This window comes from Bradyrhizobium sp. (genome assembly GCF_035935975.1).
Taxonomy (GTDB): Bacteria; Pseudomonadota; Alphaproteobacteria; order Rhizobiales; family Xanthobacteraceae; genus Bradyrhizobium.
Genome location: NZ_DASYWN010000024.1, coordinates 89,186 through 112,643 on the forward strand (window position 1 = coordinate 89,186; position 23,458 = coordinate 112,643).

A 23,458-nucleotide genomic window follows, 5' to 3' on the forward strand; every position below is an offset into this window, starting at 1 on the left:
AATGCCGCGAGCGTATATCGGCGTCGACGTGGGGACCACGAGCACGCGGGCAGGGGTGTTTGACGAGGCCGGCACGATGCTTGCGACGGCGAAGCATCCGATCCGGATCTGGCACGAGGCCGGCGACATCGTCGAGCAGTCGTCCGAGGATATCTGGGACGCCTGTGTCAAATCCGTGCGGGCGGCGATGGCCGAGGCTGCCATCGCCCCCGATAGTGTCGGCGGCATCGGTTTCGACGCCACCTGTTCCCTGGTCGTGCTCGACAAGCAGGGCGCGCCGGTTTCCGTTAGCGCCTCCGGCGAGGCGCAGCGCAACGTCATTGTCTGGATGGACCATCGCGCCACCGCCGAGGCCCGGCTGATCAACGAGACCGGCGACGACGTGCTGCGCTATGTCGGCGGCTCGATCTCGCCCGAGATGGAGATGCCGAAACTCTTGTGGCTCAAGCGCCATATGCGCGCGAGCTTCGATGCCGCCGGGCACTTCTTCGATCTGGCAGATTATCTGACCTGGCGCGCGACCGGCTCGCTGCAGCGCTCGACCTGCACCGTCACCTGCAAATGGAACTATCTCGCCCATGACGGCGGCGGCTGGAGCGCGCCGTTCTTCCAGCGTATCGGCCTGTCCGATTTCGTCGCCGAGAGCTACGCCCGCATCGGCACCGACATCGTCGCGCCCGGCACGCGGCTCGGCGCTGGTCTCACGCGCGCCGCCGCGGCCGATCTTGGCCTCTCGCCGGGCACGCCGGTCGGCGCCTCCCTGATCGACGCGCATGCCGGCGGCATCGGCGCGATCGGCGGCCGCGACGGATCAGGCGGCACGACAGACGTCACCGATCGCCTCGCCTACATCATGGGAACGTCGGCCTGCATCATGGCGACGACGAAGGAGCCGTGCTTCGTCCCCGGCGTGTGGGGGCCTTATTACTCCGGCATGGTGCCGGACTTCTGGCTCAACGAGGGCGGCCAGTCCGCCGCGGGCGCCGCAATCGACCATCTCCTCAAGTCGCATCCCGGCCATGCGGAAGCGAGTGCCGCGGCGAAGAACGAGGGCGTCGACCTCATCGAGTTCCTCGAACGCCGCATCATCGCGCGCGCCGGCGATGCCAGCCGCGCCGCGCTGCTCGCCCGCGACGTCCACGTGCTGCCCGAATTCATCGGCAACCGCTCGCCTTACGCCGACCCCGACACGCGCGCGGTGATCGCGGGCCTCGATCTCGACACCGATATCGGTTCGATGGAGCGGCTGTTCGTCGCCGGCCTCTGCGGCCTCGCCTATGGGCTCGCCGAAGTGATCGAGGCCTTTGCCGCGCACGGCGTCCGCGCCGGCATCATGATCATGGGCGGCGGCGCCAGCCGCAGTCCGCTGGTGCGGCAGATCATGGCTGATACCACCGGCCTCACCGTCGCGCTGCCGCAGACGAAAGAGCCGGTGCTGCTCGGCGCCGCGATGCTCGGCGCGGTGGCCGGCGGCGCTTATGCCTCGATCGGCGAGACCATGGCAAAAATGTCGGCGCTCGGACGCAAGAGCGAGCCGACCGCGCCCGACATGGCCGCCTTTCACACCCGCAAGCGCGAGGTCTACAAGCTGCTGCGCGATGTCGATCGCGGCAGCCGCGCGGCGATGCGCGATGGTCCCAAGGGTTGAAAAGAATGCTGATTGCCTGCGGCGATGCGCTGATTGATTTCGTGCCGACGAAGAATGCCGACGGCCGCGAGGCGGTGATGCCCGCTGTCGGCGGCTCCTGCCTCAACGTCGCGATCGGCGTGGCGCGGTTGGGCGCACCGACCGGCTTTGTCGGCGGCATCTCGACCGATTTGTTCGGCCGCATGATCGCCGATCACGCGGCCGCGTCGAACGTCGAGCTCGGCCTCGCCACCCGCAGCGATCACCAGACCACGCTCGCCTTCGTGCGCATCGTCGCCGGCGAGTCGCATTATGCCTTCTATGACGCCGGGACCGCGACGCGGAACTGGACGTATCGGCGCGGCACCATTCCCTTCGATAATGTCGAGGCCGTCCATGTCGGCTCGACCACGCTCGTCAACGACCAGGGCGCGGCTGAGACCAAGGCGCTGATCGCTGACGCGCGGGCGTCCTCGACCATCTCCTTCGATCCGAACTGCCGGCCCAACCTCGTCACGGACAAGCCGGCCTATCTCGCGCGCATGGCCGAGTTCGCGGCGAGCGCCGATCTCATCAAGATGTCGGACGTCGACTTCGCCTATCTCTTCGGCGACGAGCCCTACGCGCAGCGCGCGAATGCCCTGCTCGGGCAGGGCACCAGTCTCGTCGTCATCACCCGCGGCAACAACGGCGCCATCGCCTGGCACGCGGGAGCGGGGCAGATCGAGGTCGCTGCGCCCAAGGTCGAGGTCGCCGACACCATCGGCGCCGGCGACAGCTTTCAGGCCGCGCTGCTGTTCGCCCTGCACAAGCAGGGAAGGCTCGCCCGCTCACACTTGAAGCACATCAGCGCCGACGAACTCCGCCGCGCGCTCACCTTTGCCGCCAATTGCGCCGGCCTGACCTGCACCCGCCCGGGCGCCGATCCGCCCTGGAGCCATGAGATCACGTGGAGCCTCTAGCGCCGTTTCACAGCGACGCGACCACCTTCTCGGCGCATTTGAGGAAGGTCTTGATCAGCGGGCTCTGCGAATCCCGCCGCCAGCAGACCGCGATGTCGATGGAATCGGTCGCGTCACGCAAGGGCCGGAACACGATGCCGCGCGGCGCGCCGAGTTGCGCGCAGGCCGGCAGGATGGCGAGGCCTTCGCCGGCCAGCACCAGGCTCATCGCCGAATGCACCGTCTCGACCCGGCTCGCGATCGGCATCACCACCTGGTGCCGGCGCAAGAGGGCGACGACAGCGGAGGAGGCGGGGCCATGGTCCGGATGCGGCAGCGCGATCAGCGGACGACCCTGCAATTTCGCCATCGGCACGGCGCTCAGGCGGGCGAGCGGCGAGCTGGTCGGCATCACCAGCATGAAGGGCTGCGCGCCGATCCGCGCCACCTGGATTTCAGGATGGTTGATGGCGGGCATGCACAGCGCGACCGTGACGCTGCGGTCGAGCAGCCGCGCCTCGCGCGTCGAGGCGCTGAGCTCGGCGAAGTCGAGGTCGACGCCGGGAACCGCGCGGCGCAGCTCGGGGATCAGCCGCGGCAGCATAGCATTCGCCAGCACGAACATGTAGCCGACCGACAGCCGCCCGCGCCGCCCCGAGGCGACCGCGCGCGCGGCCTCGGCGCCGTCGGCGGCGAGCGCCAGTGCTTCGCTGGCGCGCGCCAGCAGCGCCTGGCCGGCTTCGGTGAGGTCCATGCCGCGCGTGCCGCGGCGGAACAGCGGAGCGCCGATCTCGGCCTCGAGCTTGCGGATCTGCACCGAGAGTGGCGGCTGCGCCATCCGCAGCCGCTCGGCGGCCATGCCGATGCTGCGCGCCTCGGCGACGGCGACGAAATAGCGGAGCCTGCGAAGATCCATTGGCATACCGAAAACGTATGGGTTGTCGATCAAAATCGTATTGGACGGCGAGTTAACAAAACTGTCATTCTCGCTGTCAATGCCATCGGCCAACGGCGGCCGGCTTCGGAGCGAATTGACGATGAACGGCGATCCCTGTCTGCTGTCCGCAACTGAACTGCGCGGCCTCATCGTGCAAAAGCAGATTTCGCCCGTCGAGATCACCCGAGCCGTGCTCGCCCGCGCCGAGGCGCTCCAGCCCGAATTGAACTGCTTCATCACGCTGTGCGGCGACGAGGCGATGGCGCAAGCCCGCGCGGCCGAGCGCAAGGTGATGGCCGGCGAGCCGCTCGGCCTGCTGCACGGCATCCCCGTCACCGTCAAGGATATCGTCAACACCAAGGGCGTGAAGACCACCTTCGGCGCCGTACCCTACAAGGACAACGTGCCGGCGGAGGACGCCGTCGCGGTCGCGCGGCTGCGCAGCGAGGGCGCGATCCTGATCGGCAAGACCACGACGCCGGAATTCGGCAGCAAGTGCCTGACGGATTCGCCCCTGTTCGGCCGCACCCGCAATGCGTGGGACGCCTGCCGCTCCTCCGGCGGCTCCAGCGGCGGCGCGGCGGTGGCGGTGGCGAGCGGCATCGCGCCGCTGGCGATCGCGACCGACGGCGGCGGCTCGACGCGCATTCCGGCCGCCTGCAACGGCGTGGTCGGCTTGAAGCAGAGCAACGGCGTCATCCCGCACAGCCAGGCGCTCGATGTGTTCGGCAACCAGACCTATGTCACCCCGATGACGCGCACCGTGGCCGACACCGCGCTGATGATGCAGGCGATGGCCGGCGAGGACCCGGTCGATCCCTGGTCGATCGGCCTGCCGGTGCCCGATTTCGTCGGCACTGCCGTCCCGCATGGCGATCTGCGCGGGCAGAGGATCCTGTACTGCCTGACGCCGCCGGGCCGTCCGGTGTCGGCCGAAGTCCAGGCCAGCTTCCGGGCGAGCCTCGATCGTCTGGCCGGCCTCGGCGCCGAGCTCGAGGAATTCTCCGGCGAGGGCTTTGACATCGAGCCGATCTGGCGCGCCATCAACCACACGGTCTGGCGCACGCGCTTTGCCAAGCTCGCGGCCGAGCACGGCGACGAGCTGAGCGAAGCCTTCCTCAAGCAGCTCGCGCTCGCCACCGAAGTCAGCGGCGTCGATTACCAGGAGGCGATGTTCGCGCGCACCGCGCTGTTCCGCCGCGTGCAATCCCTGCTTGCGCGCGGGGACTTTCTGGCGATGCCGACGCTCACCCGCACCGCGCTGCCGATCAAGCAGGACCTGTTCGGCACGATCGAGATCGACGGGACGCATTTCGACAGCGTCCGGCCGCACTGGTTCCCCTGGACCATGCCTTTCAACATGACCGGACACCCCGCCATCAGTCTGCCCGGCGGCTTCGGCCGCGACGGCTTGCCGATCGGCCTCCAGCTCGTCGGCCGCTTCCGGGCCGACGCCGAATTGCTGCGCGTGAGCGCGCTGTTCGAGGCCGCCACTGGCCTCCTGTCCCGCTGGCCGGAATGACGACATGCGCAGCCCGCAAAGCCCTTGCGTGCAAAGGACTTGCGTCCGCCGTCCGGACATGTTGATCGTGCCGCCGAAGAGCCCTGAATCAGAGCGCGTATGAGCGTATTTGTCCTCCGACGTCTGTTGACCTTGCTGGCGACGCTGGTCGGCGCATCCTTGATCATTTTCCTGGTGATGGACGCGTTGCCGGGCAATGCCGCGCAGATGCTGATGGGCGCCGATGCCTCGGCCGATGCGGTCCGCGCGCTCACCGTCAAGCTCGGGCTCGACCAGCCGCTGGCGGTCCGCTACCTGCAATGGATCAAGGGCCTTCTCGTCGGCGATCTCGGCAACTCCTATGTCTACGGCACGCCGGTCGCCGGCCTGATCGCGGAGCGGCTGGTGCTGACCATCCCGCTCGCGATCATGTCGATGCTGATCACCGTGACCCTGGCGCTCTCGGCCGGCATCTACACCGCCGCCAACCACAACAAGCTCGGCGATGTCGGCGTGATGTCGCTGACGCAAGTGGGCATCGCACTGCCGAACTTCTGGTTCGCGATCCTGCTGGTGCTGCTGTTCGCGGTACGGCTGCAATGGCTCTCCGCCGGCGGCTTCGCGGGCTGGGAGGACGGCATCTGGCTGGGGATCAAGTCGCTGCTCTTGCCGGCGATCTCGCTCGCGGTGGTGCAGGCCGCGATCCTCGCGCGCGTTACCCGCTCGGCCGTGCTCGAAGTGCTGCGCGAGGATTTCGTCCGCACCGCGCGCGCGAAGGGGCTCGGCAAGCGCGAAGTGCTGTGGAGCCACGTGCTGCGCAATGCCATGATCCCCGTGATGACGGTGATGGGCCTGCAATTCGCCAATCTGCTCGCCGGCACCATCGTGATCGAGAACGTGTTCTATTTGCCGGGCCTCGGCCGCCTGATCTTCCAGTCGATCGCCAACCGTGACCTGATCGTGGTGCGCAATTGCGTGATGCTGCTCGCGACCATGGTCGTCATCGTCAATTTCGTGGTCGACGTGCTCTATGCGCTGATCGATCCCCGCATCAAGGTCCACGACCTGTGAGCGCGCCCCTGACCACACCGATCGATGCGCCGGCCGCGACGCGCCGTCTGCCGGCCAAGACCTTCTGGGGCCGCGCGCTGCGCCACCGAAGCTTCGTGCTCGGCGGCGCGCTGAGCCTGCTGGTGCTGGCCTCGGCGTTGCTCTCGCTGGTGTGGACACCGTGGTCGCCCTACGAGATCGACATCGCCTCAAAGCTCCGGCCGCCTTCGGCCGAGCACTGGCTCGGCACCGATGCCTTCGGCCGCGACATCGTCTCGCTGCTGCTCGCCGGCGCCCGCTCCACCATCATGGTCGGCATCATCGCGGTCAGCATCGGTCTCACCTTCGGCGTCTGCCTCGGCCTGATCGCCTCGGCAAAGCGCGGCTGGACCGAAGAGATCATCATGCGTTTCTCCGACTTCACCTTCGCCTTTCCGGCGGTGCTCTCCGCGATCATGCTCGCCGCGGTCGCGGGGCCGGGCATGCTGACCTCGATCATCGCGATCGGCATTTTCCAGATCCCGACGCTGACGCGCCTGACGCGCGGCTCGGCCAATGCGATCTGGGCGCGCGAATTCGTGCTGGCCGCGCGCGCCTCGGGCAAGGGCAAATTCCGTATCACCATCGAGCATGTCCTGCCCAACATCCTGTCGATCCTGATCGTGCAGGTGACCATCCAGTTCGCGCTCGCGATCCTTGCCGAAGCCGCGCTGTCCTATCTCGGCCTCGGCACGCAGCCGCCGCAGCCGTCCTGGGGCCGGATGCTGAACGATGCGCAGACGCTGCTGTTCCAGTCGCCGATGCTCGCGGTCTATCCGGGTGCGGCGATCGCAATCGCCGTGCTCGGCCTCAATCTTCTTGGCGACGGATTGCGCGACCTGCTCGATCCGCGCCTGGCGCGGGAGCGATGACGATGGCCGAGCGCTCCGACATGCCGCTGATCGAGGTTGCCGATCTCGGCGTCCGCCTCAACACCAGCCGCGGGCCCGCACAGGCCGTGCGCGGCGTCAGCTTTGCGCTCAAGCGCGGCGAGACGCTCGGGCTCGTCGGCGAATCCGGCTGCGGCAAGTCGGTCACCGCGATGTCGCTGATGGGCCTGCTGCCGGACAGCGCCGTCGTCACCGGCAGCATCAGGCTCGATGGCAACGAGCTCGCCGGACTTGCCGACGCAGATTATTGCCGTCTGCGCGGCAACCGCATCAGCATGATCTTCCAGGAGCCGATGACCGCGCTCAATCCGATGCACACGATCGGCCATCAGGTCGCCGAGCCGCTGCGGCGTCACAAGAAATATTCGGCGGCGCAGGCGAAGAAAGAGGCCATTGCCTTGCTCGACCGCGTCGGGCTGCCTGACCCGGCACGGCGCGTCGATGCCTATCCGCACCAGTTTTCCGGCGGCCAGCGCCAGCGCATCACCATTGCGATGGCGCTCGCCTGCGAGCCGGACCTCCTGATCGCGGACGAGCCGACCACCGCGCTCGACGTCACCATCCAGGGCCAGATCCTCGACCTCATCGCCGATCTCGTCGAGGAGCGCGGCATGTCGATGATCCTGATCTCGCACGATCTCGGCGTCATCGCCGAGAACGTGCAGCGCATGATGGTGATGTACGGCGGCACCGTCGTCGAGAGCGGGCCGACCGACGAGGTGTTCCGCCGCATGGGCCATCCCTACACGCAGGGCCTGTTCCGCGCGCGTCCAAAACTCGGCGCGCGCAAGGGGACGCGGTTGACGACGATCTCGGGCACCGTGCCGGAGCTCGCCGACCTGCCGGCGGGCTGCACCTTTGCCGATCGCTGTCCGCTGGTGATCGATCCGTGCCGCGCGGCGCTGCCGCCGATGGCGGATGTCGGGCCCGGCCATGTCGTGCGCTGCATCAGGACTGACGTCTCGATGGCCGCAAATGTCGGAGCGCTGTCCGCATGAGCACCGCGCCCCTTCTCGACGTCAGGGATCTCGAGCAGCGCTACACGCTGCCGCGCGAGAGCCTGTTCCGCCCGCCCGGCCAGGTGCGTGCGCTCAATGGCGTCAGCGTGCGGGTCGAGGCCGGCAAGAGCCTCGGCATCGTCGGCGAGTCCGGCTCCGGCAAATCCACTTTCGCGCGCGTCGTGATGGCGCTGGAGCGGCCGACCTCGGGGCAGGTCGCGCTGCTCGGCCGTGATCTCAATCGCATCCCGCCCGACGAGCTGCGCCGCGCCCGCCGTGATTTCCAGATGGTGTTCCAGGACCCCTATGGTTCGCTCGACCCGCGTCAGACCATCGCGCGCATCGTCGCCGAGCCTCTCACCGTGCTGGAAGGCGCCGATCGCAGCACCTTCCGCGAACGCGTCGCAGCGGTGTTGAAGCAGGTAGGCCTGCGCGAAGCCGACATGGACAAATATCCGCACGAATTCTCCGGCGGCCAGCGCCAGCGCATCGCGATTGCGCGGGCGCTGATCACCCAGCCGAAGCTGATCGTCGCCGACGAGCCGGTCTCCGCGCTCGACGTGTCCGTGCAGGCGCAGGTGCTGAACCTGATGCAGGATCTGCAGGAGCAGTTCGGCCTCAGCTACATCCTGATCAGCCACGACCTCGCGGTGGTCGACTATCTCTGCGACGAGGTTGCGGTGATGTATCTCGGCCGCATCGTCGAGCAGGGGCGGCCGGAGGATCTGTTCGAGCGCTGCGCCCATCCCTATACGCGGGCGCTGCTGGATGCCGTGCCGCGGGCCCGCGCCGGGGGCGGCCGGCGCCGCCGCGGGGCCCAGGCGATCGCCTCGCAATCGGCGGCGGCAGCGGGGTGTCCCTATGTCGCGCGCTGTGCACTCGCCGACCAGCATTGCCGCGACGCCCTGCCTGAGCTACGCAGGGTGGGTGAGGGACATCTTGCCGCCTGTCACAAGGCTGAGGCCGTGATGGCGTTGCCGCAGGCGAGCATGGAAGGTTAGCGTCCCAAACGGGATTGGCGTAGTCTCGAGAAGACATAGGGCCGGAGAGTTGGGCATGTTCAAGAAATTATCGATCGTCGCATTCGCCGCTGCGCTTCTCGCAGCGCCGCTGCCGGTTCTGGCGCAGAGCAAGAAGGACAGCGTCGTCATGGCGATGGCGCTGGAGCCGCCGGGGCTCGATCCCACCAATGCGGCCGCCGCCGCGATCGCCGAGGTCACGCTCTACAACATCTACGAGACGCTGACCAAGATCAACGAGGACGGCACCGCCTCGCCGCTGCTGGCGGAGAGCTGGACCTCTTCGCCCGACCTGAAGACCTATACGTTCAAGCTCCGCAAGGGCGTCAAATTCCAGAATGGCGAGCCGTTCGATTCCGCAGCCGTAAAATTCTCGTTCGAGCGCAACGCGGTCGCCACCAGCACCAACAAGGACAAGAGCCTGTTCCAGGGCTTCGAGTCCGTTGCCGCGCCCGATGCCGATACGGTCGTCATCACGCTGAAGAATTCCGAGCCGAACCTGCCGTTCCTGCTGGGGCAGGCGAGCGGCTCGATCGTCGAGCCGAAGAGCGCAGCCACCAACGTCACACAGCCGGTCGGCACCGGGCCTTATCAGCTCGGCGCCTGGGCCAAGGGCTCTTCGATCACCCTGACCAAATGGGCCGACTATCGCAACGCTTCGGCGATCAAGCTGTCGAAGGTGACGATCCGCTTCATTTCCGATCCGGCGGCGCAGGTGGCGGCGCTACTGTCGGGCGACGTTGACGCATTCCCGCGCGTCGCCGCGGCGCGCGCCTTGCCCCAGTTCAAGTCCGATCCGCGTTTCTCGGTTCTGGTCGGCGGCTCCAAGGCCAAGACCATCGTTGCGTTCAACCACCGCAAGAAGCCGCTCGATGACGTCCGCGTCCGCCGCGCGATCATTGCCGCGATCGACCGCAAGGCCATGATCGACGGCGCCGTCGACGGCTTCGGCACGCCGATCGGCAGCTTCTACGTGCCGGGTTCGCTCGGCTATGTCGACACCACAGGCGTCAACCCCTACGACCCCGAGAAGGCCAAGAAGCTGCTCGCGGAAGCCGGCGTCACCACGCCGCTCGAGCTCTCCCTCAAGCTGCCGCCGCCGTCCTATGCGCGTCAGGGCGGCGAGATCGTCGCGGCCCAGCTCGCCAAGGTCGGCATCATCGCCAAGATCGAGAACGTCGAATGGGCGCAGTGGCTGTCGCAGGTGTTTGCCGGCAACGGTCCGCACAATTTCGACCTCACCATCGTCAGCCATGTCGAGCCGTTCGACCTCGTCAAGGTCACCGAGCCTGACTACTACCTCGGCTACAACAACGAGGCGTTCAACGCGCTCTACAAGCAGATCGTCTCGACGCCGGACGAAGCCTCCCGCGCCAAGCTGCTCGGCGACGCCCAGCGCATGCTGGCCACCGACGCCGTCTCCGCCTACCTCTACCAGCCGCAGCTCATCACCATCACCAGCAAAAAGCTGAAGGGTGTCTGGAAAGACGTCCCGCAATACGAGAACGATTTCTCGACCTGGCATTGGGAGTAGGGGGCGAAGCCCGCTTTCTTTTGTGGGCGTGCATCCATCACCGTCACCCTGAGGTGCGCGCTCTGCGGCGCATCGCGCCGCTGAGCAAGCCTCGAAGGGCGACGGCCCAGCTGCATCCCGGCCGTACATCCTTCGAGGCTCCCGGTGGGACGCACCGCGTCCCACCGCTCGCACCTCAGGATGACGGGGTGACAAAGCCCGTCAGCCCCGAAGCCCTCTGATCGAAATAGAAGCAGCGGTACGGCTCACAAGCTGCTCCAGCTTGCTTTGCCGACAAACCCGCCGCCGTCACCCTGAGGCGCGCGCTCTGCGGCGCATCGCGCCGCTGAGCAAGCCTCGAAGGGCGACGGCCCGGCTGCATCCCGGCCGGACATCCTTCGAGGCTTGCTCGGCAGTGCGGTCGCATTGCCGAACTCGCACCTCAGGATGACGGGGTAGGTAGCTGCTCCGACTCCGAAGCGCTCTCACCAAAATAAAGGCAGCGGTACACTCATAAGTTGCCACATGTCGCATTGACAACAAGCGCGCTGCCGTCATCCTGAGGTGCGAGCCGTGCGGTGCGTAGCACCGTACGGGGAGCCTCGAAGGATGATGCTGTGCGTGAAGGATGATGTTGTGGGCATCTATGTCTACATGCTGCGCTGCGCGGACGGCTCCTTCTACATCGGGAGCGCTACGGGCGACGATGTCTCCAGGCGCGTGGACGAGCACAATGCCGGTGCTCATCAAGGATATACCTACTCGCGACGGCCCGTCGTTCTCGTGTGGTCGGAATACTTCGATCGGATCACCGACGGCATTGCGGCCGAGCGGCAGCTCAAGGGATGGAGCCGCGCCAAGAAGGAAGCGCTTATTCGCTCGGATTGGACTTCGGTGAGTCAGCTTGCGCAGCGACGCGCCGGAGCACCCAGGTCGAAGACGTAAGCGCTCGTCCGGATGAATCTCGGCCGTACATCCTTCGAGGCTCCCCGTGGAACGCGTTGCGTCCCACGGCTCGCGCCTCAGGATGACGGGTAGGAAGCTGCTCCGACTCCGAAGCGCTCAGAACGGAGTAACAGCAGCGGCACGGCTCACAAGTTGCTCCGGCACGCCTAGCTGACAAGCGCGCTACCGTCACCCTGAGGTGCGCGCTCTGCGGCGCATCGCGCCGCTGAGCAAGCCTCGGAGGGCGACGGCCCGGCTGCACCTCGGCCGTTCATCCTTCGAGGCGCGCAAGAGCGCGCACCTCAGGATGACGGGGGAGGACGGTACTGCGGATTTTCCGATGTTGGCAACATACCCCTGTTTTGCCCGACGAGTCAAACCGCGGGCCTGCGCGCCTAACCCATTGATCTTGCTATCCCCGCCTACTGTGCATGGGGTTGTTTTTCAACTTTTGTGTTCGCCTACGCGGCCGCCGGCAGATCCGGATCGGCGATCGCACCGGCGACGCGAACGCGAACGCGCAGGGCGTTGCCCGGCAGATACGCGATCGGCATGTCCTCGACGTCGACGGTCTTGAGGCTGTCGCGCGCGGCACCCGCCTGCACGGCGCGGTCGGCTGCGATGTCGCGCGCGGCTGCGATCGCATCCTCGCGGGTGAGGTCGCGGAACACCTGGTCGGCCTCGCCGGAGACCTGCGCGATCGCGGCACCCACCGCATTGGCGCAATCGCCATGCGGCACGCGAACGATCTCGGAGATGCCGGGCAGACGATCCGGCACCAGGAAGGCGCCGCCGCCGACCGCGAGTAGCGGGACGTCGCCGGCTTCCGTCTTCATGCGGTCGATGTCTTCTTCCAGCTTGCGCCAGGCATCGCGCAGCGCGGCGTCGATCAGGCGCTTCGGTAGATTGGCGACGCGGGAGCGGTCGCCGATGTCGATCAGGCCTGCGGCGACCGCAATGTCGGTTGCGGTGAGGCGGGATCCGCCGAACACCAGTGCGTCCGAGGTCAGGCGATAGCCGACGCTGAGCGGGCCGACGCGGACCGGGTCCTCGTCGACATGGCTGCCGCCGCCGAGACCGATCGAGAGCAGGTCGGGCATCCGGAACAGCGTGCGCACGCCGCCGACCTCGACCACGGCATTCGCTTCGCGCGGAAAGCCGTGACGAAGCTGGCCGATGTCGCTGGTGGTGCCACCGACGTCGACCACCATGGCATCGTCGAGCCCGGAGAGATGCGCCGCGCCCCGCATCGAATTGGTGGCGCCGGAGGCAAAGCTCATCACCGGGAAGGCGGTGGCGATCTCGGCCTGCATCACGGTGCCGTCGTTCTGCGTCAGGAACAGCGGCGCATCGATGCCGCTGTCGGCGATGGCCTTGCGGAAGGCCGCGACCGTGGTGACAGCGAGATCGTGCAGCGAGGCATTGAGCAACGCGGCATTCTCGCGTTCGAGCAGGCCGATGCGGCCGAGATCGTGCGACAGCGTCACCGCGACGTCAGGGCAGATGTCGGCGAGGATCTCCCGCGCCGTGGTCTCGCAGGAGGGATCGAGCGGAGAGAAGCTCGAGCACACCGCGACCGAGCGCAGGCCGGCGTTCTTGATCTTTCGCGCGGCGTCCTTGAGGCCGGCGATGTCGAGCGGCATGAACGGACGGCCGTCGTAATCGTGGCCGCCTTCCAGCATGAAGATCTCGCCGTTGACGAGCGTGGCGAGATCGGTCGGCCAGTCGCAGAACGGCGGCAGCGAGGCGCTGGCGGGCATGCCGATGCGGATCGCGCCGATCTTCTGCACGTGGCGGCGCTGCACCACGGCGTTGATGAAATGCGTCGTGCCGATCACGACCGCGTCGACCTTGACCGCAGCGGCGGGCTCGGCGCGGAGCGCCTTGAGGGCATCGAGGATGCCCGAGGTCACGTCGGCCGTGGTCGGCCGCTTGACGGAATGAACGACCTTCTCGTCGACGATCAGCACGGCGTCCGTGTTGGTGCCGCCGACATCGATGCCAATACGCTTCATGGGATCTTAAGCTCCGGCCGCAGCGGGCGAGAAGAGGGAACGGAAGTCGAGGTCGTAGCCGAAGGCGCGCGGACCGACGAATTCGAGGCCGCGGGCGCTCGTCAGCACCGGCGGCGCGGGCAGGGCGACGACGGTGACGCGCTGTCCGTAGCGGATGGTCTCAGTGCCGATGCCGTGGCCGTTGACGCTGTCGAGCACGCAGATCAGGTCGGGCGACGTCGCGATCGCGTCCTCGCCGCGCCAGGCCACGATCCATTCGTTCTGGAACGAGAGCTTGAGCTTGGTGCCGCGATCTGCATCGCTGCCGTCGACCATCGCGGTGCCGCGCAAGAATCCTTCCGTGGTGCGCCGGGCGACGTCGACGATCTTGCCGGTGAACAGCTTCTGGCCGCCTTCCGTCGCCAGCAGCGCGGCGATCGGGTCCTCGTGACGGCGGTTCGCCTCCTGCACGGCGCGGCCGATGCGGATCGCCTTGGTGGTGGTGAAGTGAATGCCCCAGTCCTTGACCTCGCGCCCGGTGCGCGGCGCCTTGCTGGTGGAGGCGATCGAGCCCATCTCGACGCAGATCTTGCGGCTCGCCCGCTCCATCCACTTCCAGGTCGGCACCTTGGTGACGACAGCCTCGATGCCGCGCGGATCGTACAGCGTACAGGGATAGGGGCGCAAATCGCCGATCGCGACCGAGGTCATCTGCGCCTCGGGGAAGGCGCGGCCCATGCAGTCGGCGTCGACGACGGGAATGCCGAGATGCGCGGCCGCCATCAGCGCCTGCACGCCGTTGCCGCCGCCGATCTCGACCGACATCACCGCGCGGAACTTGATGTTGTTGATCTCCTCCTGCATGCACACGGCGCGCGCGATGTTGCGGCTGTCGGCGAGGCGCTCCTGTCCGACCAGCGGCGCGCCCATGTTGGAGACCACGGCGACCCAGTCCTGGTCATCGAGATCGAGCGGTGACATCAATTGCACGCGATGGCCCTCGGCATAGAGCCGGCGCAGATTGAGCAGGCCGAGATAGGGGCTGCCGCCGCCGCCGGTGCCGAGAATCCATGCACCGACTGCGAGCGCCTCGATCTCCTCGAGGCTGATCGTCTTCAATTCCGTCTTGCTCACGAGACCAGCTCCTCGACGATACGGGCCGCGGCGGCAATGCCGAGGATCACGGGACCCGGATAGGCTTTGCGCACACGCGCCTTGTTGGCGCTGGTGTAGCTGATGCAGTCCATCACCACGAGATCGGGCGCGAGGTCGGCCATCGTGCGCGCGGCTTCGTCGACGGCGTCATCGCTGGAGCCGGGACGCAGCGTGATGCCGACGACCTCGACGCCGTCGCGCTGCCATTTCTTGTCGATCAGCGCGGTCTGCTCGGCGAGCGGCGAGAACACGCCGAGCCGTCCGTTCGGCAGCACGGCCTCGACGAGATTGTGCAGGATGGCCGAGGGCAGGATGACGAGGCCGTCGGCCGCGAGATTGGGAAACTTTCCGGTGCACGCCATCAGCGTCACACCGACGCCCTCGTGCTTGAAGCGGGTGATCTGCTGGCTCGCGCGCCGCTCGACCTCCTTCTTGCTGATGGTGACGCCGTCGCCGCTCGGCAGCAGCGTGAACAGCGTGTCGTAGCCGTCCATCGGCGGGATGGCGTCGATCTCGGCGCGGCTCATGCCGTCGAGCGCGCCGCGCAGCTCGATCTGGATGCCGGGCGAGAGCACGGCTGCGATCTCGGAGGCGACGGTGGGGCGCGGGCTCTGGCCGATCACGACCACGCCGATGCGCTGGTGCTTCAATGGCATATTCATCTGGTCTAGTCCTTCAAGACGACGAGATCGGCCGGCGTCCATTCGAGCGTGACACCGTCGCCGGGAACGAACAGGCGGCTCGTGCCCGCATTGGGCTGTTGCACGAGGACGCGATGGCCACCCTCGAGGGTGATGCGGTAGAGCACGGCGCCGCCGAGGAAGTTGGTGTTCTCGACGGTGCCATGGGCGGAGCTGCCCGCCGTTGTCGGGGCATCGGCGCGAGGCGAGAGCCGGATCTTTTCGGGCCGCAGCGCGACCGAGAGCACGCCGGTGCCTTGCGCTTCGGAGGGCGGCAGCGCCAGGATCAGGCCCTTGCCGACGTCGAGCGCAGAGGCGACGCTGCTCGTCGTCGTGCGCTCGCCGCGCAGGATGTTGGTGTCGCCGATGAAGTCGGCGACGAAGCGCGTGGTGGGCTGGTTGTAGATCTCGGTCGGCGTGCCGACCTGCTCGACGCGGCCGCCGTTCATCACGGCGATGCGGTCGGACATCGCCAGCGCCTCTTCCTGGTCGTGGGTGACGAAGACCAGCGTCAGGCCGAGCTTCTTCTGCAGCTGCTTGAGCTCGAACTGCATCTGCTGGCGCAGCTTCTTGTCCAGCGCCCCGAGCGGCTCGTCGCAGAGCAGCACGCGCGGCGCGATCACGATGGCGCGGGCGAGTGCGACGCGCTGCTGCTGGCCGCCGGAGAGCTGCGCTGGGCGGCGATCTTCCAGCCCGGACAGCTCGACCATGGCGAGCGCCGCCTTCACCTTGGTCGCGATGCTCGCCTTGTCGAGCCCGCGCATGCGCAGGCCGAAGGCGACGTTCTCGACGACGGTCCGATGCGGAAACAGCGCGTAGTTCTGGAACACCATGCCCATGTCGCGCTTGTGCGCGGGGACGTGGGTGATGTCGGCGCCGTCGACGCGGATCGCGCCCGAGCTTGGCATCTCGAAGCCGGCGATCATGCGCAGCGTCGTGGTCTTGCCGCAGCCGGACGGGCCGAGCAGGGAGAAGAACTCGCCCTGCCGGATGTCCATCGCGACAGCGTCCACCGCGCGCACGCCGCCGTCATAGACCTTGCTGACGCCGGCGATCTCGATCGATGCGCTCATGCGCGGAAGATCCGGTTGACGCGCTGGTCGATCTCGTCCTTGCGCTCGTTGTACCACTTCCAGTCGACCTGGATCAGCTTCGAGACCTTCTCCGGCGTGGTGAGCAGCTTGGCGTCGTACTTGGCATCGAGCTTCACCTTCTTGTTCGCCGGCGAGTACCACACGGTCTCGGCGAGGCGCTTCTGCACCTCGGGACGGAGCATGTAGTTGACGTAGGCGTTGGCGAGCTCCTTCATCTTGCTGCCGGGCGTGATGGTCAGGACCTGCTCCAGCGACAGCACGCCTTCGCTCGGCGAGACGAAGTCGGTCGGCTGGTTCTGGCCGTCATAGCGATAGATACCGGAATCGTGGATGACGCAGAGGCCGACTTCGCCCGACAGCAGCATCTTCTCCATCGCGCCGGTGAAATCGACGATCTTGATCGGCTTCAGCTTCTCCAGCGCGGCATAGGCCGCGTCGAGATCGGTCTGGCCCTTGCCGAACAGCGTGCCGCACATCATCAGGAAGGCTTGGCCGAGGCTGTTGACCGGAATGACATAGCCACCGCGGACGCCGTTGTACTTGGCGTCCCACAGCTCCTTCCAGGAGGTGACGCCGCTATAGCCCGTGTCGGTGCGCATGCCGAGGCCGATGGCGCTGGTGAAGATCGAGACGCCGACGATCTTGTCGCTGATGGCGTAGGGATAGACGTCGGCGAGGTTCGGCACGAGCTTGGGATCGATCTTCGGCTCGACCAGGCCCATTTCGGCCGCAGCCCACTGCTCGTTGGAATTGGTGTGCATCACGTCGTAGATCGGCGCCGAGCGCGAGCTCGCCTGGAGCTTCGGCAGGTAGGGGAAGGCGGAGTCGATCTGGAGCTTGCACTTGAACTCGCTCTCGAAGGCGGGACCGATCTCGGCCTTCATGACTTCGCCCCACTTGCCGCCCCAGCCGGTGATGCGCAGCGTCGGATCGTCGGCGCGCGCGACGTAGGGCGCGGCGATCGTGCCGATGCCGAGCGAGGCGCTCGCGGTCAGAAAGCGGCGGCGGCTGAGCCGTGACGATCCCAGAGCTTTCATCATGTCTCGATTCCTTCGATGCAATGAGCGGTTACAATTTGACGTAGGAGCGCAGGCCGACCGTGCGGTCGAGCCCGATGACGACGACAAAGGCGAGCACGATCGAGACCACCGAGGCGGCGCCGATGGTGCCGTCCAGATCGAATTTGAGATAGTTGAACAGCGTGACCGGCAGCGTCTCGTTGCCCGGCGAGACCAGGAACAGCGAGACCGGAAACTGGTCGAACGAGACGATGAAGGCGAAGATCGCGCCGGCGAGCACGCCCGGCTTGATCAGGGGCAGTGTCACCTCGAAGAAGGTGCGCAGGGGACTTGCGCCGAGATTGCGCGCGGCTTCCTCGAGGCGCGTGTCGAAATTGTGCAGCACCGCGAGCGTCGTGCGCACCACGTAAGGCAGCGTCACCAGCGTGTGGCCCGCGACGAGGCCCCAGGTAGGACGGCCGACATCGAGCAGCACGTAGGTCTGGAACAGGGCGAGGCCCGTCAGGATCGCCGGCAGCATCAGGGGCGAGAGCATGGTCGCCACGATCAGCCGCGTGCCCGGCAGATTGCCGCGCGCCAGCGCCAGTGCTGCGGAGGCGCCGAGGATCGTTGCGGAGAGAGTGGTGAGCACGGCGACTTCGAGGCTGAACCAGAGCGCATGCATGAAGTCGCGCGAGGCGAAGAACTTTTCGAACCAGCGCGTCGATATTCCGACCGGCGGGAACTGAATGAACGGCGTGGGGTTCAGGGCGAACACGACGACGATCGCGATCGGTGCCAGCAGGAAGACCAGGATGGCGATGTTGATCGCGAGATAGAGGTAGCGGCCGTAGGGCCGTGCGGGCGCGGCTGCGCGTGTTGCCTGCCGGGGCGCCGCCAGTGATGGACCGTGTGAGGTGGACGTGCTCATCACCGGCCTCACTGCAATTCGCGCTGGCCGGAGACGAGGCCGAGCGCGCGGTTATAGGCGATGACGAGCAGCAGCGAGATCACGAGCAGCACGATGCCGAGCGCGGCGGCGAAGCCGACGTTGAAGTTCGCCGAGATCTGCTGGTAGATCAGGATCGGCAGCGTCATGATCTGGAAGCCGCCGAGCAGGATCGGCGTGACATAGGCGCTGATCGCGAGCGCGAACACCAGCAGCGAGCCGGCGAGGATGCCCGGCAGGCTCAGCGGCAGCGTCACCTCGAGGAAGGCGCGCAACGGGCTCGCGCCGAGATTTTCCGCAGCCTGCTCGAGACGCTCGTCGATGCGGCCGATTACGCCGGTGAGCGTCAGCACCATGAAGGGAACGTAGATGTGGACGAGGCCGACCACGATGCCGGTCTCGGTGTACATCAGCTTGAGCGGTTGGGCGATGAGGCCGAGCGACATCAGGGTCTGGTTGACCACGCCCTTGTCGGACAGCAGCGTCATCCAGGCGAAGGTGCGCACCACGATGCCGGTCAGCATCGGCGCCAGCACCGCCATCAGCAGCAGGGCGTGTCCGGTGCGGCTCTTGATGCGCGCCATCCAGTGCGCCAGGGGATAACCGATCGCGAGCGCGACCAGCGTGGTCACGAGCCCGATCCGGATCGTGGTCCAGATCACCTCGAGATAATAGGGATCGTCGATCATGCGGGCGTAGTGGCGCGTGGTGAAGGCGACCTTCGGCATCACCACCGGATTGCCGGTGAGCACGCTCATCACCGCCATCAGCCCGATCGGCAGGAAGAAGAACAAGGCGAACAGCAGCGCGCTCGGCAGGATGAAGAGCGCAAGGCCGTTGGGGCGTATGGTCGCGGCGTTGCTCATCGCGTTCCCGTCCGGATGCTTGCTGCCTCCTGATCGAGCGGGTCGCCGGTCAGCCGTCGCAATTTCGTCGCCATCGCCGCCAGCTCGCGGCGGACATTGGCGCGCTCGGCGGCGGTGGTCGCCTGTACCGAATACGACACCGCGATGCCGATCATCTCGCCGGTCTCGCCGCTCTTCAGCGCAAAGCCCTGCGAGCCGACGCCCTCGATCGATTCATCGGATGCTTCCGACACGCCGGTGTCGCGAATCTCGTTCAGGCGCAGCATCAGCTGCTTGAAGCTCTGCGGCGAGTTGCGCGGCAGCTTCGGATAGGCCGCTGGCACCCGCGCGCGGATGTCCTCGTCCGAGAGCCGCGCGAGCATGGCGCGGCCGTTCGAGGTCGCAAGCGCCGGCGTGCGCTGGCCGGGCGGGTTGACGACGCGCAGCGGATTGGAGCCCGGTACTATTCTCAGCACGACCTGCTCGAAACCGTCGAGCACGGCGATGTAGCCGGTGTGGCCGGTGCGCGCGCAGACTTCGCGCAGCTCGCGCTCGGCCATGCTGATGAGATCGTCATGGGCGCGGTGCAGGCGGCCGAGCTCGAAGGTGAGCAGGCCCGGACGGTAGCGGCGGGTGTGCGGATCCTGCTCGAGCAGTCCGCAATCGCGGAGCGACCGCAATAGGCGCGAGGTCGAGCTCTTCGGCTTGCCCGTCAACGCCATCACATCCGCAAACGACAGATCCGGCCGCGCGCTGGAGAAGCAGCGGAGAATCTCGATCGCGTTGGTGAGGGCGCTCATGCAGGCTGGTCCAAGGGAGTTCCAAATTTCGGAACCTTGTCCCAAATTCTAAGCCTGACGAGGAAACGGGCAAGCGGAAATTTCGCGCAGGGTGGCGCCCGATTGCGCAGATGCGGCGGAACGTCGCTTGCTGGTTGGCGTGGCGCATCGCGGACGATGCGCCACGCCAAATGTCAGGCCGCCTCAGTGACTACGTTGCCGATCCAGTTGCGGGCGAGCGTCACATCGGCCTGTGACAATTGATGGCCCGCCGGCAGCACCTTGTGGGTCACGCTGGCCCCTGCCTGCGTCAGCAGCGCAGCGAGCTGCGCCGAGTTGCTCGCCGGCACGATCGGATCAGCTTGCCCGGACAGGAGCAGGACAGGCTTGCCGCCGAGCTCCGCCTTGGGCGGATCCGACAGCGGCACCATCGCGCGTAGCAGGATCGCACCCGAAAGCACGTCCGGCTTCAACAACAGCAGCGCAGCGGCGATGTTGGCGCCGTTGGAGAAACCGACCGCAACGGGTGCGGCGATGCCGTACTGCTTCCGCGCCTCCGCGACGAACTCCCCGAGTTCGAGCGCACGACGGCGCACGTCCTCCTCGTCGAACACGCCTTCCGCAAGGCGGCGAAAGAAGCGCGGCATGCCGTGCTCGAGCACGCGGCCGCGCGGCGAGAGCAGGGCCGAGCCGGGCGAGATCATTTTGCCCAGGCCAAGCAGGTCGTTCTCGTCGCCGCCGGTGCCGTGCAGCAGCAGGAGCGGAGGGGAGCCCGCGCTGGTCGCGGGCTCGAAACGATGGATGAAGGTACTTTCGGTCATGACACGCTTTCTTCGAGGCTCGGCAGCACGTCCTCGATCTGCTTGCGGTGCTGCTCGAGGAAGCTGGGCAGCTTCAGGTCACGTCCCAGCGTCGCGACGGGTTCGTCGACGGCGAAGCCGGGGATGTCGGTCGCGATCTCGAACAGCACGCCGCCGGGTTCGCGGAAGTAGATCGAGCGGAAGTAGTTGCGATCCCTCTGCTCGGTCGGATGCAGGCCGTGTTGGTTCACGAGCTTTTGCGCCATCTGGCCCTGCTCGGCGTCGTCAGCCGCGCGGAAGGCGATGTGATGCACGGAGCCTCCACCTTGGTGCCCGCGCAAAAAGCCCTTGGCCTCGTAGATGTCGACGACGCTGCCCTCGGCATCACCCGCCGCCTTGAAGCGGATCACCGAGCCTTCGCGGCCCGTCTCCTTGAAGCCGAACACGTCGGTGAGGACGGCAGCCGTCTTCGCCGCGCTGTCGAGCAGCAGGGTCACGCCGTGGAAACCACGGATCGCATGCTCGGCGGGCACGTCGCCATTGCTCCAGCCGGGCTCGTTCTCGGCGCCGGGAATGCCGACCAGCGCGAGCGCCATGCCGTCAGGATCGGTGAACGGCAGCACGGATTCACCGAAGCGCTTTTCGAGCGCCTCATAGGCGATGCCCTTCTCGATGAAGCGTTGGGTCCAGTAGCCGAGCGAGCGCTGCGGCACACGGAAGGCGGTCTGATGGGTCTCGCCGACGCCGCGGCGGCCGGGCGACACGCCGGCCCAGGGGAAGAAGGTCAGGATGGTGCCGGGGCGGCCGGTCTCGTCGCCATAATAGAAGTGATAGGTGCCGGGATCGTCGAAATTGACCGTCTTCTTGACGAAGCGCAGCCCGAGATCCCGGGTGTAAAAGCCGAAATTGCGGATGGGGTCGCCGGCGATCGCGGTCACATGGTGCAGTCCAGACATTGTCGTCCTCCAAATGCGGGGAGCGGTCTTGCTCTGGCCGGAAATATCGTTCCGCTTTGGATTGGAGACAATCCGTGCAAATATGACTGCTATGTCTACGATTTGGAAACAATCGACGGGGCCGGCCCTTGGATAAGGTCGCGAGCCTCCGGGCCTTCGTGAAGGTGGTCGAAAGCGGCAGTTTTGCAGAGGCGGGCCGGCAACTGCGGCTGTCGCGCTCGGCGATCAGCAAATACATCGCCGATCTCGAGGAGAGCCTCGGCGTCCAGCTTTTGAACCGGACCACGCGGCACGCCAGCCCGACCGAGAACGGCCAGCGCTATTTTGAGCGCGCGGTGGTGATCCTCTCGGAGATCGAGGCGGCCGACCAGGCGGTGACGCAGGCACAGTCGGCCCCGCGCGGACTGTTGCGCGTCAACGCGCCGATGTCGTTCGGCACGATGCGGCTCGGGCCGGTGCTGGCGGATTTCATGGCGCGCTATCCGGAGCTTCAGCTCCAGATCGTGCTCAGCGACGATCTGCTCGATCCGGTGCAGGATGGTTTTGACGTGACGCTGCGCATCGCGGAGCTGGAATCCTCCAGCCTGATCGCACGAAAGATCATGCCGGTGCCACGCATGATCTGCGCTTCGCCCGATTATCTCGCGCGTCACGGTACGCCCAAGCATCCGCAGGATCTGCGCGAGCATGCATCGCTCACCTACGGCTTCCTGCTCACCGGCAATCAGTGGAAGCTCACCGGCAGCGACGGCGATCACTGGATCCAGCCGGCCTGGTCGCTCTGCGTCAACAATGCCGAGGTGCTCCGCGACGCCGCGATCAAGGGCAGGGGGCTCGCGCTGCTGCCCGAGTTCATCGCGGCCGATGCCTTGCGGAAGGGCGAGTTGCGAACTGTGCTGGACGATTATTCTGCGCCGCCGCTTTCGCTTTATGCAGTCTATCCGCCGACCCGGCATTTGTCGGTGAAGGTGCGGCTGTTCATCGATTTTCTTGTCGAGCGGTTTGGGCGGGACGAGGAGACTCGCGTGGGGACGGGCTGAGGCTGAGACTCGTCATGCGTTGAGCCTGCCGACATCTGACTGGGCCGAACAGCCGCCAAGCAGTGGGAATGTGCGGTCACTTCGTCTTTGGGCCATAACCGGACCTTTCAAAGGGACTGCACTGGCGGCTCGTCTGGATCAATCAACGCCAAGGTGATCCAGTGCGCTTCGATAGCTGGCCTGATCATACCTTCAACTTCTACCACCGTGTCCCATGCTGACTGGATAGACACCGCGCGCTCGGTCAATCCAATTAGACGGAATTTACCTCGGACCCGGGCTCCAGATTTAACCGGGCTAAGGAAACGAACCCGCTCGAACCCGTAGTTGACACCCATTCGCATCCCCTCGACGCCCGGCATCGCATCGAAAGCGAGCGCTGACAGGAGCGATAGCGTGAGAAATCCATGCGCAATTGTTCCTCCGAAGGGCGCTTCGCTCTCGGCTCGTTGACGGTCGGTGTGAATAAACTGGTGATCGTGGGTGGCATCGGCGAACGTGTCGATCATCGACTGATCGACCACCAGCCAATCCGACACGTGCTCGGGGCCGTTGAGAAGCTGACGGTACGCTGTCAGAGGAATAAGCTTTCGGCGGATAGCTTCGCGTTCAGCGGCTCGCTTGATGTCTGACACCTTCGACCTCTGCAATGATGATTTAACCCCGTTTAAGCGAGCCCACCGCATCGCACCAGTGGTAAGATAGGTT

Annotated in this window: 22 protein-coding genes; 10 read left to right on the forward strand and 12 right to left on the reverse strand. The window is 66.5% G+C overall.

What is annotated here, in order from left to right; all coding sequences use genetic code 11:
• Position 1 precedes the first annotated feature (1 nt).
• Together VGR99_RS12200 and VGR99_RS12205 are read left to right on the forward strand one after the other, a co-directional pair.
• Positions 2-1,648 (forward strand): FGGY-family carbohydrate kinase, encoded by a 1,647-nt coding sequence (locus VGR99_RS12200; RefSeq protein ID WP_326898614.1) that lies wholly within the window; start codon positions 2-4, stop codon positions 1,646-1,648.
• A gap of 5 nt (positions 1,649-1,653) precedes the next feature.
• On the forward strand, positions 1,654-2,589 hold the full coding sequence (locus tag VGR99_RS12205) for a carbohydrate kinase (RefSeq protein ID WP_326898615.1): 936 nt from the start codon (positions 1,654-1,656) through the stop codon (positions 2,587-2,589).
• Between the two features lie 7 nt (positions 2,590-2,596).
• Here VGR99_RS12205 and VGR99_RS12210 read toward each other — a convergent pair whose 3' ends face one another.
• Positions 2,597-3,484, reverse strand: a complete 888-nt coding sequence (locus tag VGR99_RS12210) for a LysR family transcriptional regulator (protein ID WP_326898616.1) — start codon at positions 3,482-3,484, stop codon at positions 2,597-2,599.
• Between the two features lie 121 nt (positions 3,485-3,605).
• On the opposite strand from VGR99_RS12210, the gene VGR99_RS12215 reads away from it, so the two are divergent.
• From VGR99_RS12215 to VGR99_RS12245, 7 genes are all read left to right on the forward strand, one after another.
• Positions 3,606-5,027 (forward strand): amidase, encoded by a 1,422-nt coding sequence (locus VGR99_RS12215; protein ID WP_326898617.1) that lies wholly within the window; start codon positions 3,606-3,608, stop codon positions 5,025-5,027.
• Between the two features lie 99 nt (positions 5,028-5,126).
• A complete protein-coding gene (locus tag VGR99_RS12220) occupies positions 5,127-6,077 on the forward strand; it encodes an ABC transporter permease (RefSeq protein WP_326898618.1) in 951 nt (316 codons plus the stop codon).
• A complete protein-coding gene (locus VGR99_RS12225; RefSeq protein WP_326898619.1) occupies positions 6,074-6,967 on the forward strand; it encodes an ABC transporter permease in 894 nt (297 codons plus the stop codon). Before VGR99_RS12220 ends, VGR99_RS12225 begins: the two co-directional genes overlap by 4 nt.
• Positions 6,968-6,969: 2 nt before the next feature.
• Positions 6,970-7,983 carry an ABC transporter ATP-binding protein gene (locus VGR99_RS12230; RefSeq protein ID WP_326898620.1) on the forward strand — a complete coding sequence of 338 codons (1,014 nt, stop codon included), beginning with the start codon at positions 6,970-6,972 and terminating at the stop codon, positions 7,981-7,983.
• On the forward strand, positions 7,980-8,984 hold the full coding sequence (locus VGR99_RS12235; RefSeq protein WP_326898621.1) for an oligopeptide/dipeptide ABC transporter ATP-binding protein: 1,005 nt from the start codon (positions 7,980-7,982) through the stop codon (positions 8,982-8,984). The genes VGR99_RS12230 and VGR99_RS12235 overlap by 4 nt, the downstream gene beginning before the upstream one ends.
• A 55-nt stretch (positions 8,985-9,039) precedes the next feature.
• Positions 9,040-10,536, forward strand: a complete 1,497-nt coding sequence (locus VGR99_RS12240) for an ABC transporter substrate-binding protein (protein WP_326898622.1) — start codon at positions 9,040-9,042, stop codon at positions 10,534-10,536.
• A gap of 615 nt (positions 10,537-11,151) precedes the next feature.
• Positions 11,152-11,460 carry a GIY-YIG nuclease family protein gene (locus VGR99_RS12245; RefSeq protein WP_326898853.1) on the forward strand — a complete coding sequence of 103 codons (309 nt, stop codon included), beginning with the start codon at positions 11,152-11,154 and terminating at the stop codon, positions 11,458-11,460.
• Positions 11,461-11,921: 461 nt separating this feature from the next.
• Here the strand turns inward: VGR99_RS12245 and VGR99_RS12250 are convergent, their stop codons facing one another.
• The 10 genes from VGR99_RS12250 to VGR99_RS12295 all read right to left on the reverse strand — a co-directional run bounded on the left by VGR99_RS12250 (position 11,922) and on the right by VGR99_RS12295 (position 21,710).
• A complete protein-coding gene (locus VGR99_RS12250) occupies positions 11,922-13,475 on the reverse strand; it encodes a hydantoinase/oxoprolinase family protein (RefSeq protein WP_326898623.1) in 1,554 nt (517 codons plus the stop codon).
• A 6-nt stretch (positions 13,476-13,481) separates the two neighbouring features.
• Positions 13,482-14,588 (reverse strand): DUF917 domain-containing protein, encoded by a 1,107-nt coding sequence (locus tag VGR99_RS12255; protein ID WP_326898624.1) that lies wholly within the window; start codon positions 14,586-14,588, stop codon positions 13,482-13,484.
• Complete coding sequence (locus VGR99_RS12260; RefSeq protein WP_326898625.1) at positions 14,585-15,271, reverse strand: AroM family protein; 687 nt, start codon at positions 15,269-15,271, stop codon at positions 14,585-14,587. The genes VGR99_RS12255 and VGR99_RS12260 overlap by 4 nt, the downstream gene beginning before the upstream one ends.
• A 5-nt stretch (positions 15,272-15,276) precedes the next feature.
• Positions 15,277-16,362, reverse strand: coding sequence for an ABC transporter ATP-binding protein (locus VGR99_RS12265; protein WP_326898626.1), 1,086 nt, complete (start codon positions 16,360-16,362; stop codon positions 15,277-15,279).
• Positions 16,359-17,423, reverse strand: coding sequence for an ABC transporter substrate-binding protein (locus tag VGR99_RS12270; RefSeq protein ID WP_326898627.1), 1,065 nt, complete (start codon positions 17,421-17,423; stop codon positions 16,359-16,361). The genes VGR99_RS12265 and VGR99_RS12270 overlap by 4 nt, the downstream gene beginning before the upstream one ends.
• 28 nt (positions 17,424-17,451) lie before the next feature.
• Complete coding sequence (locus VGR99_RS12275) at positions 17,452-18,312, reverse strand: ABC transporter permease (protein ID WP_326898628.1); 861 nt, start codon at positions 18,310-18,312, stop codon at positions 17,452-17,454.
• Positions 18,313-18,320: 8 nt separating this feature from the next.
• Entirely contained in the window at positions 18,321-19,196 is an 876-nt protein-coding gene (locus VGR99_RS12280; protein WP_326898629.1) for an ABC transporter permease, read from the reverse strand.
• Complete coding sequence (locus tag VGR99_RS12285) at positions 19,193-19,975, reverse strand: IclR family transcriptional regulator (RefSeq protein ID WP_326898630.1); 783 nt, start codon at positions 19,973-19,975, stop codon at positions 19,193-19,195. Before VGR99_RS12285 ends, VGR99_RS12280 begins: the two co-directional genes overlap by 4 nt.
• A gap of 173 nt (positions 19,976-20,148) precedes the next feature.
• Positions 20,149-20,775 carry an alpha/beta hydrolase gene (locus VGR99_RS12290; protein ID WP_326898631.1) on the reverse strand — a complete coding sequence of 209 codons (627 nt, stop codon included), beginning with the start codon at positions 20,773-20,775 and terminating at the stop codon, positions 20,149-20,151.
• Complete coding sequence (locus tag VGR99_RS12295) at positions 20,772-21,710, reverse strand: ring-cleaving dioxygenase (RefSeq protein WP_326898632.1); 939 nt, start codon at positions 21,708-21,710, stop codon at positions 20,772-20,774. Before VGR99_RS12295 ends, VGR99_RS12290 begins: the two co-directional genes overlap by 4 nt.
• A 128-nt stretch (positions 21,711-21,838) precedes the next feature.
• Between VGR99_RS12295 and VGR99_RS12300 the strand changes: the two genes are divergently transcribed.
• Positions 21,839-22,750, forward strand: coding sequence for a LysR family transcriptional regulator (locus tag VGR99_RS12300; RefSeq protein WP_326898633.1), 912 nt, complete (start codon positions 21,839-21,841; stop codon positions 22,748-22,750).
• A 107-nt stretch (positions 22,751-22,857) separates the two neighbouring features.
• Here the strand turns inward: VGR99_RS12300 and VGR99_RS12305 are convergent, their stop codons facing one another.
• On the reverse strand, positions 22,858-23,385 hold the full coding sequence (locus VGR99_RS12305) for a MaoC family dehydratase (RefSeq protein WP_414645116.1): 528 nt from the start codon (positions 23,383-23,385) through the stop codon (positions 22,858-22,860).
• Positions 23,386-23,458: the final 73 nt, after the last annotated feature.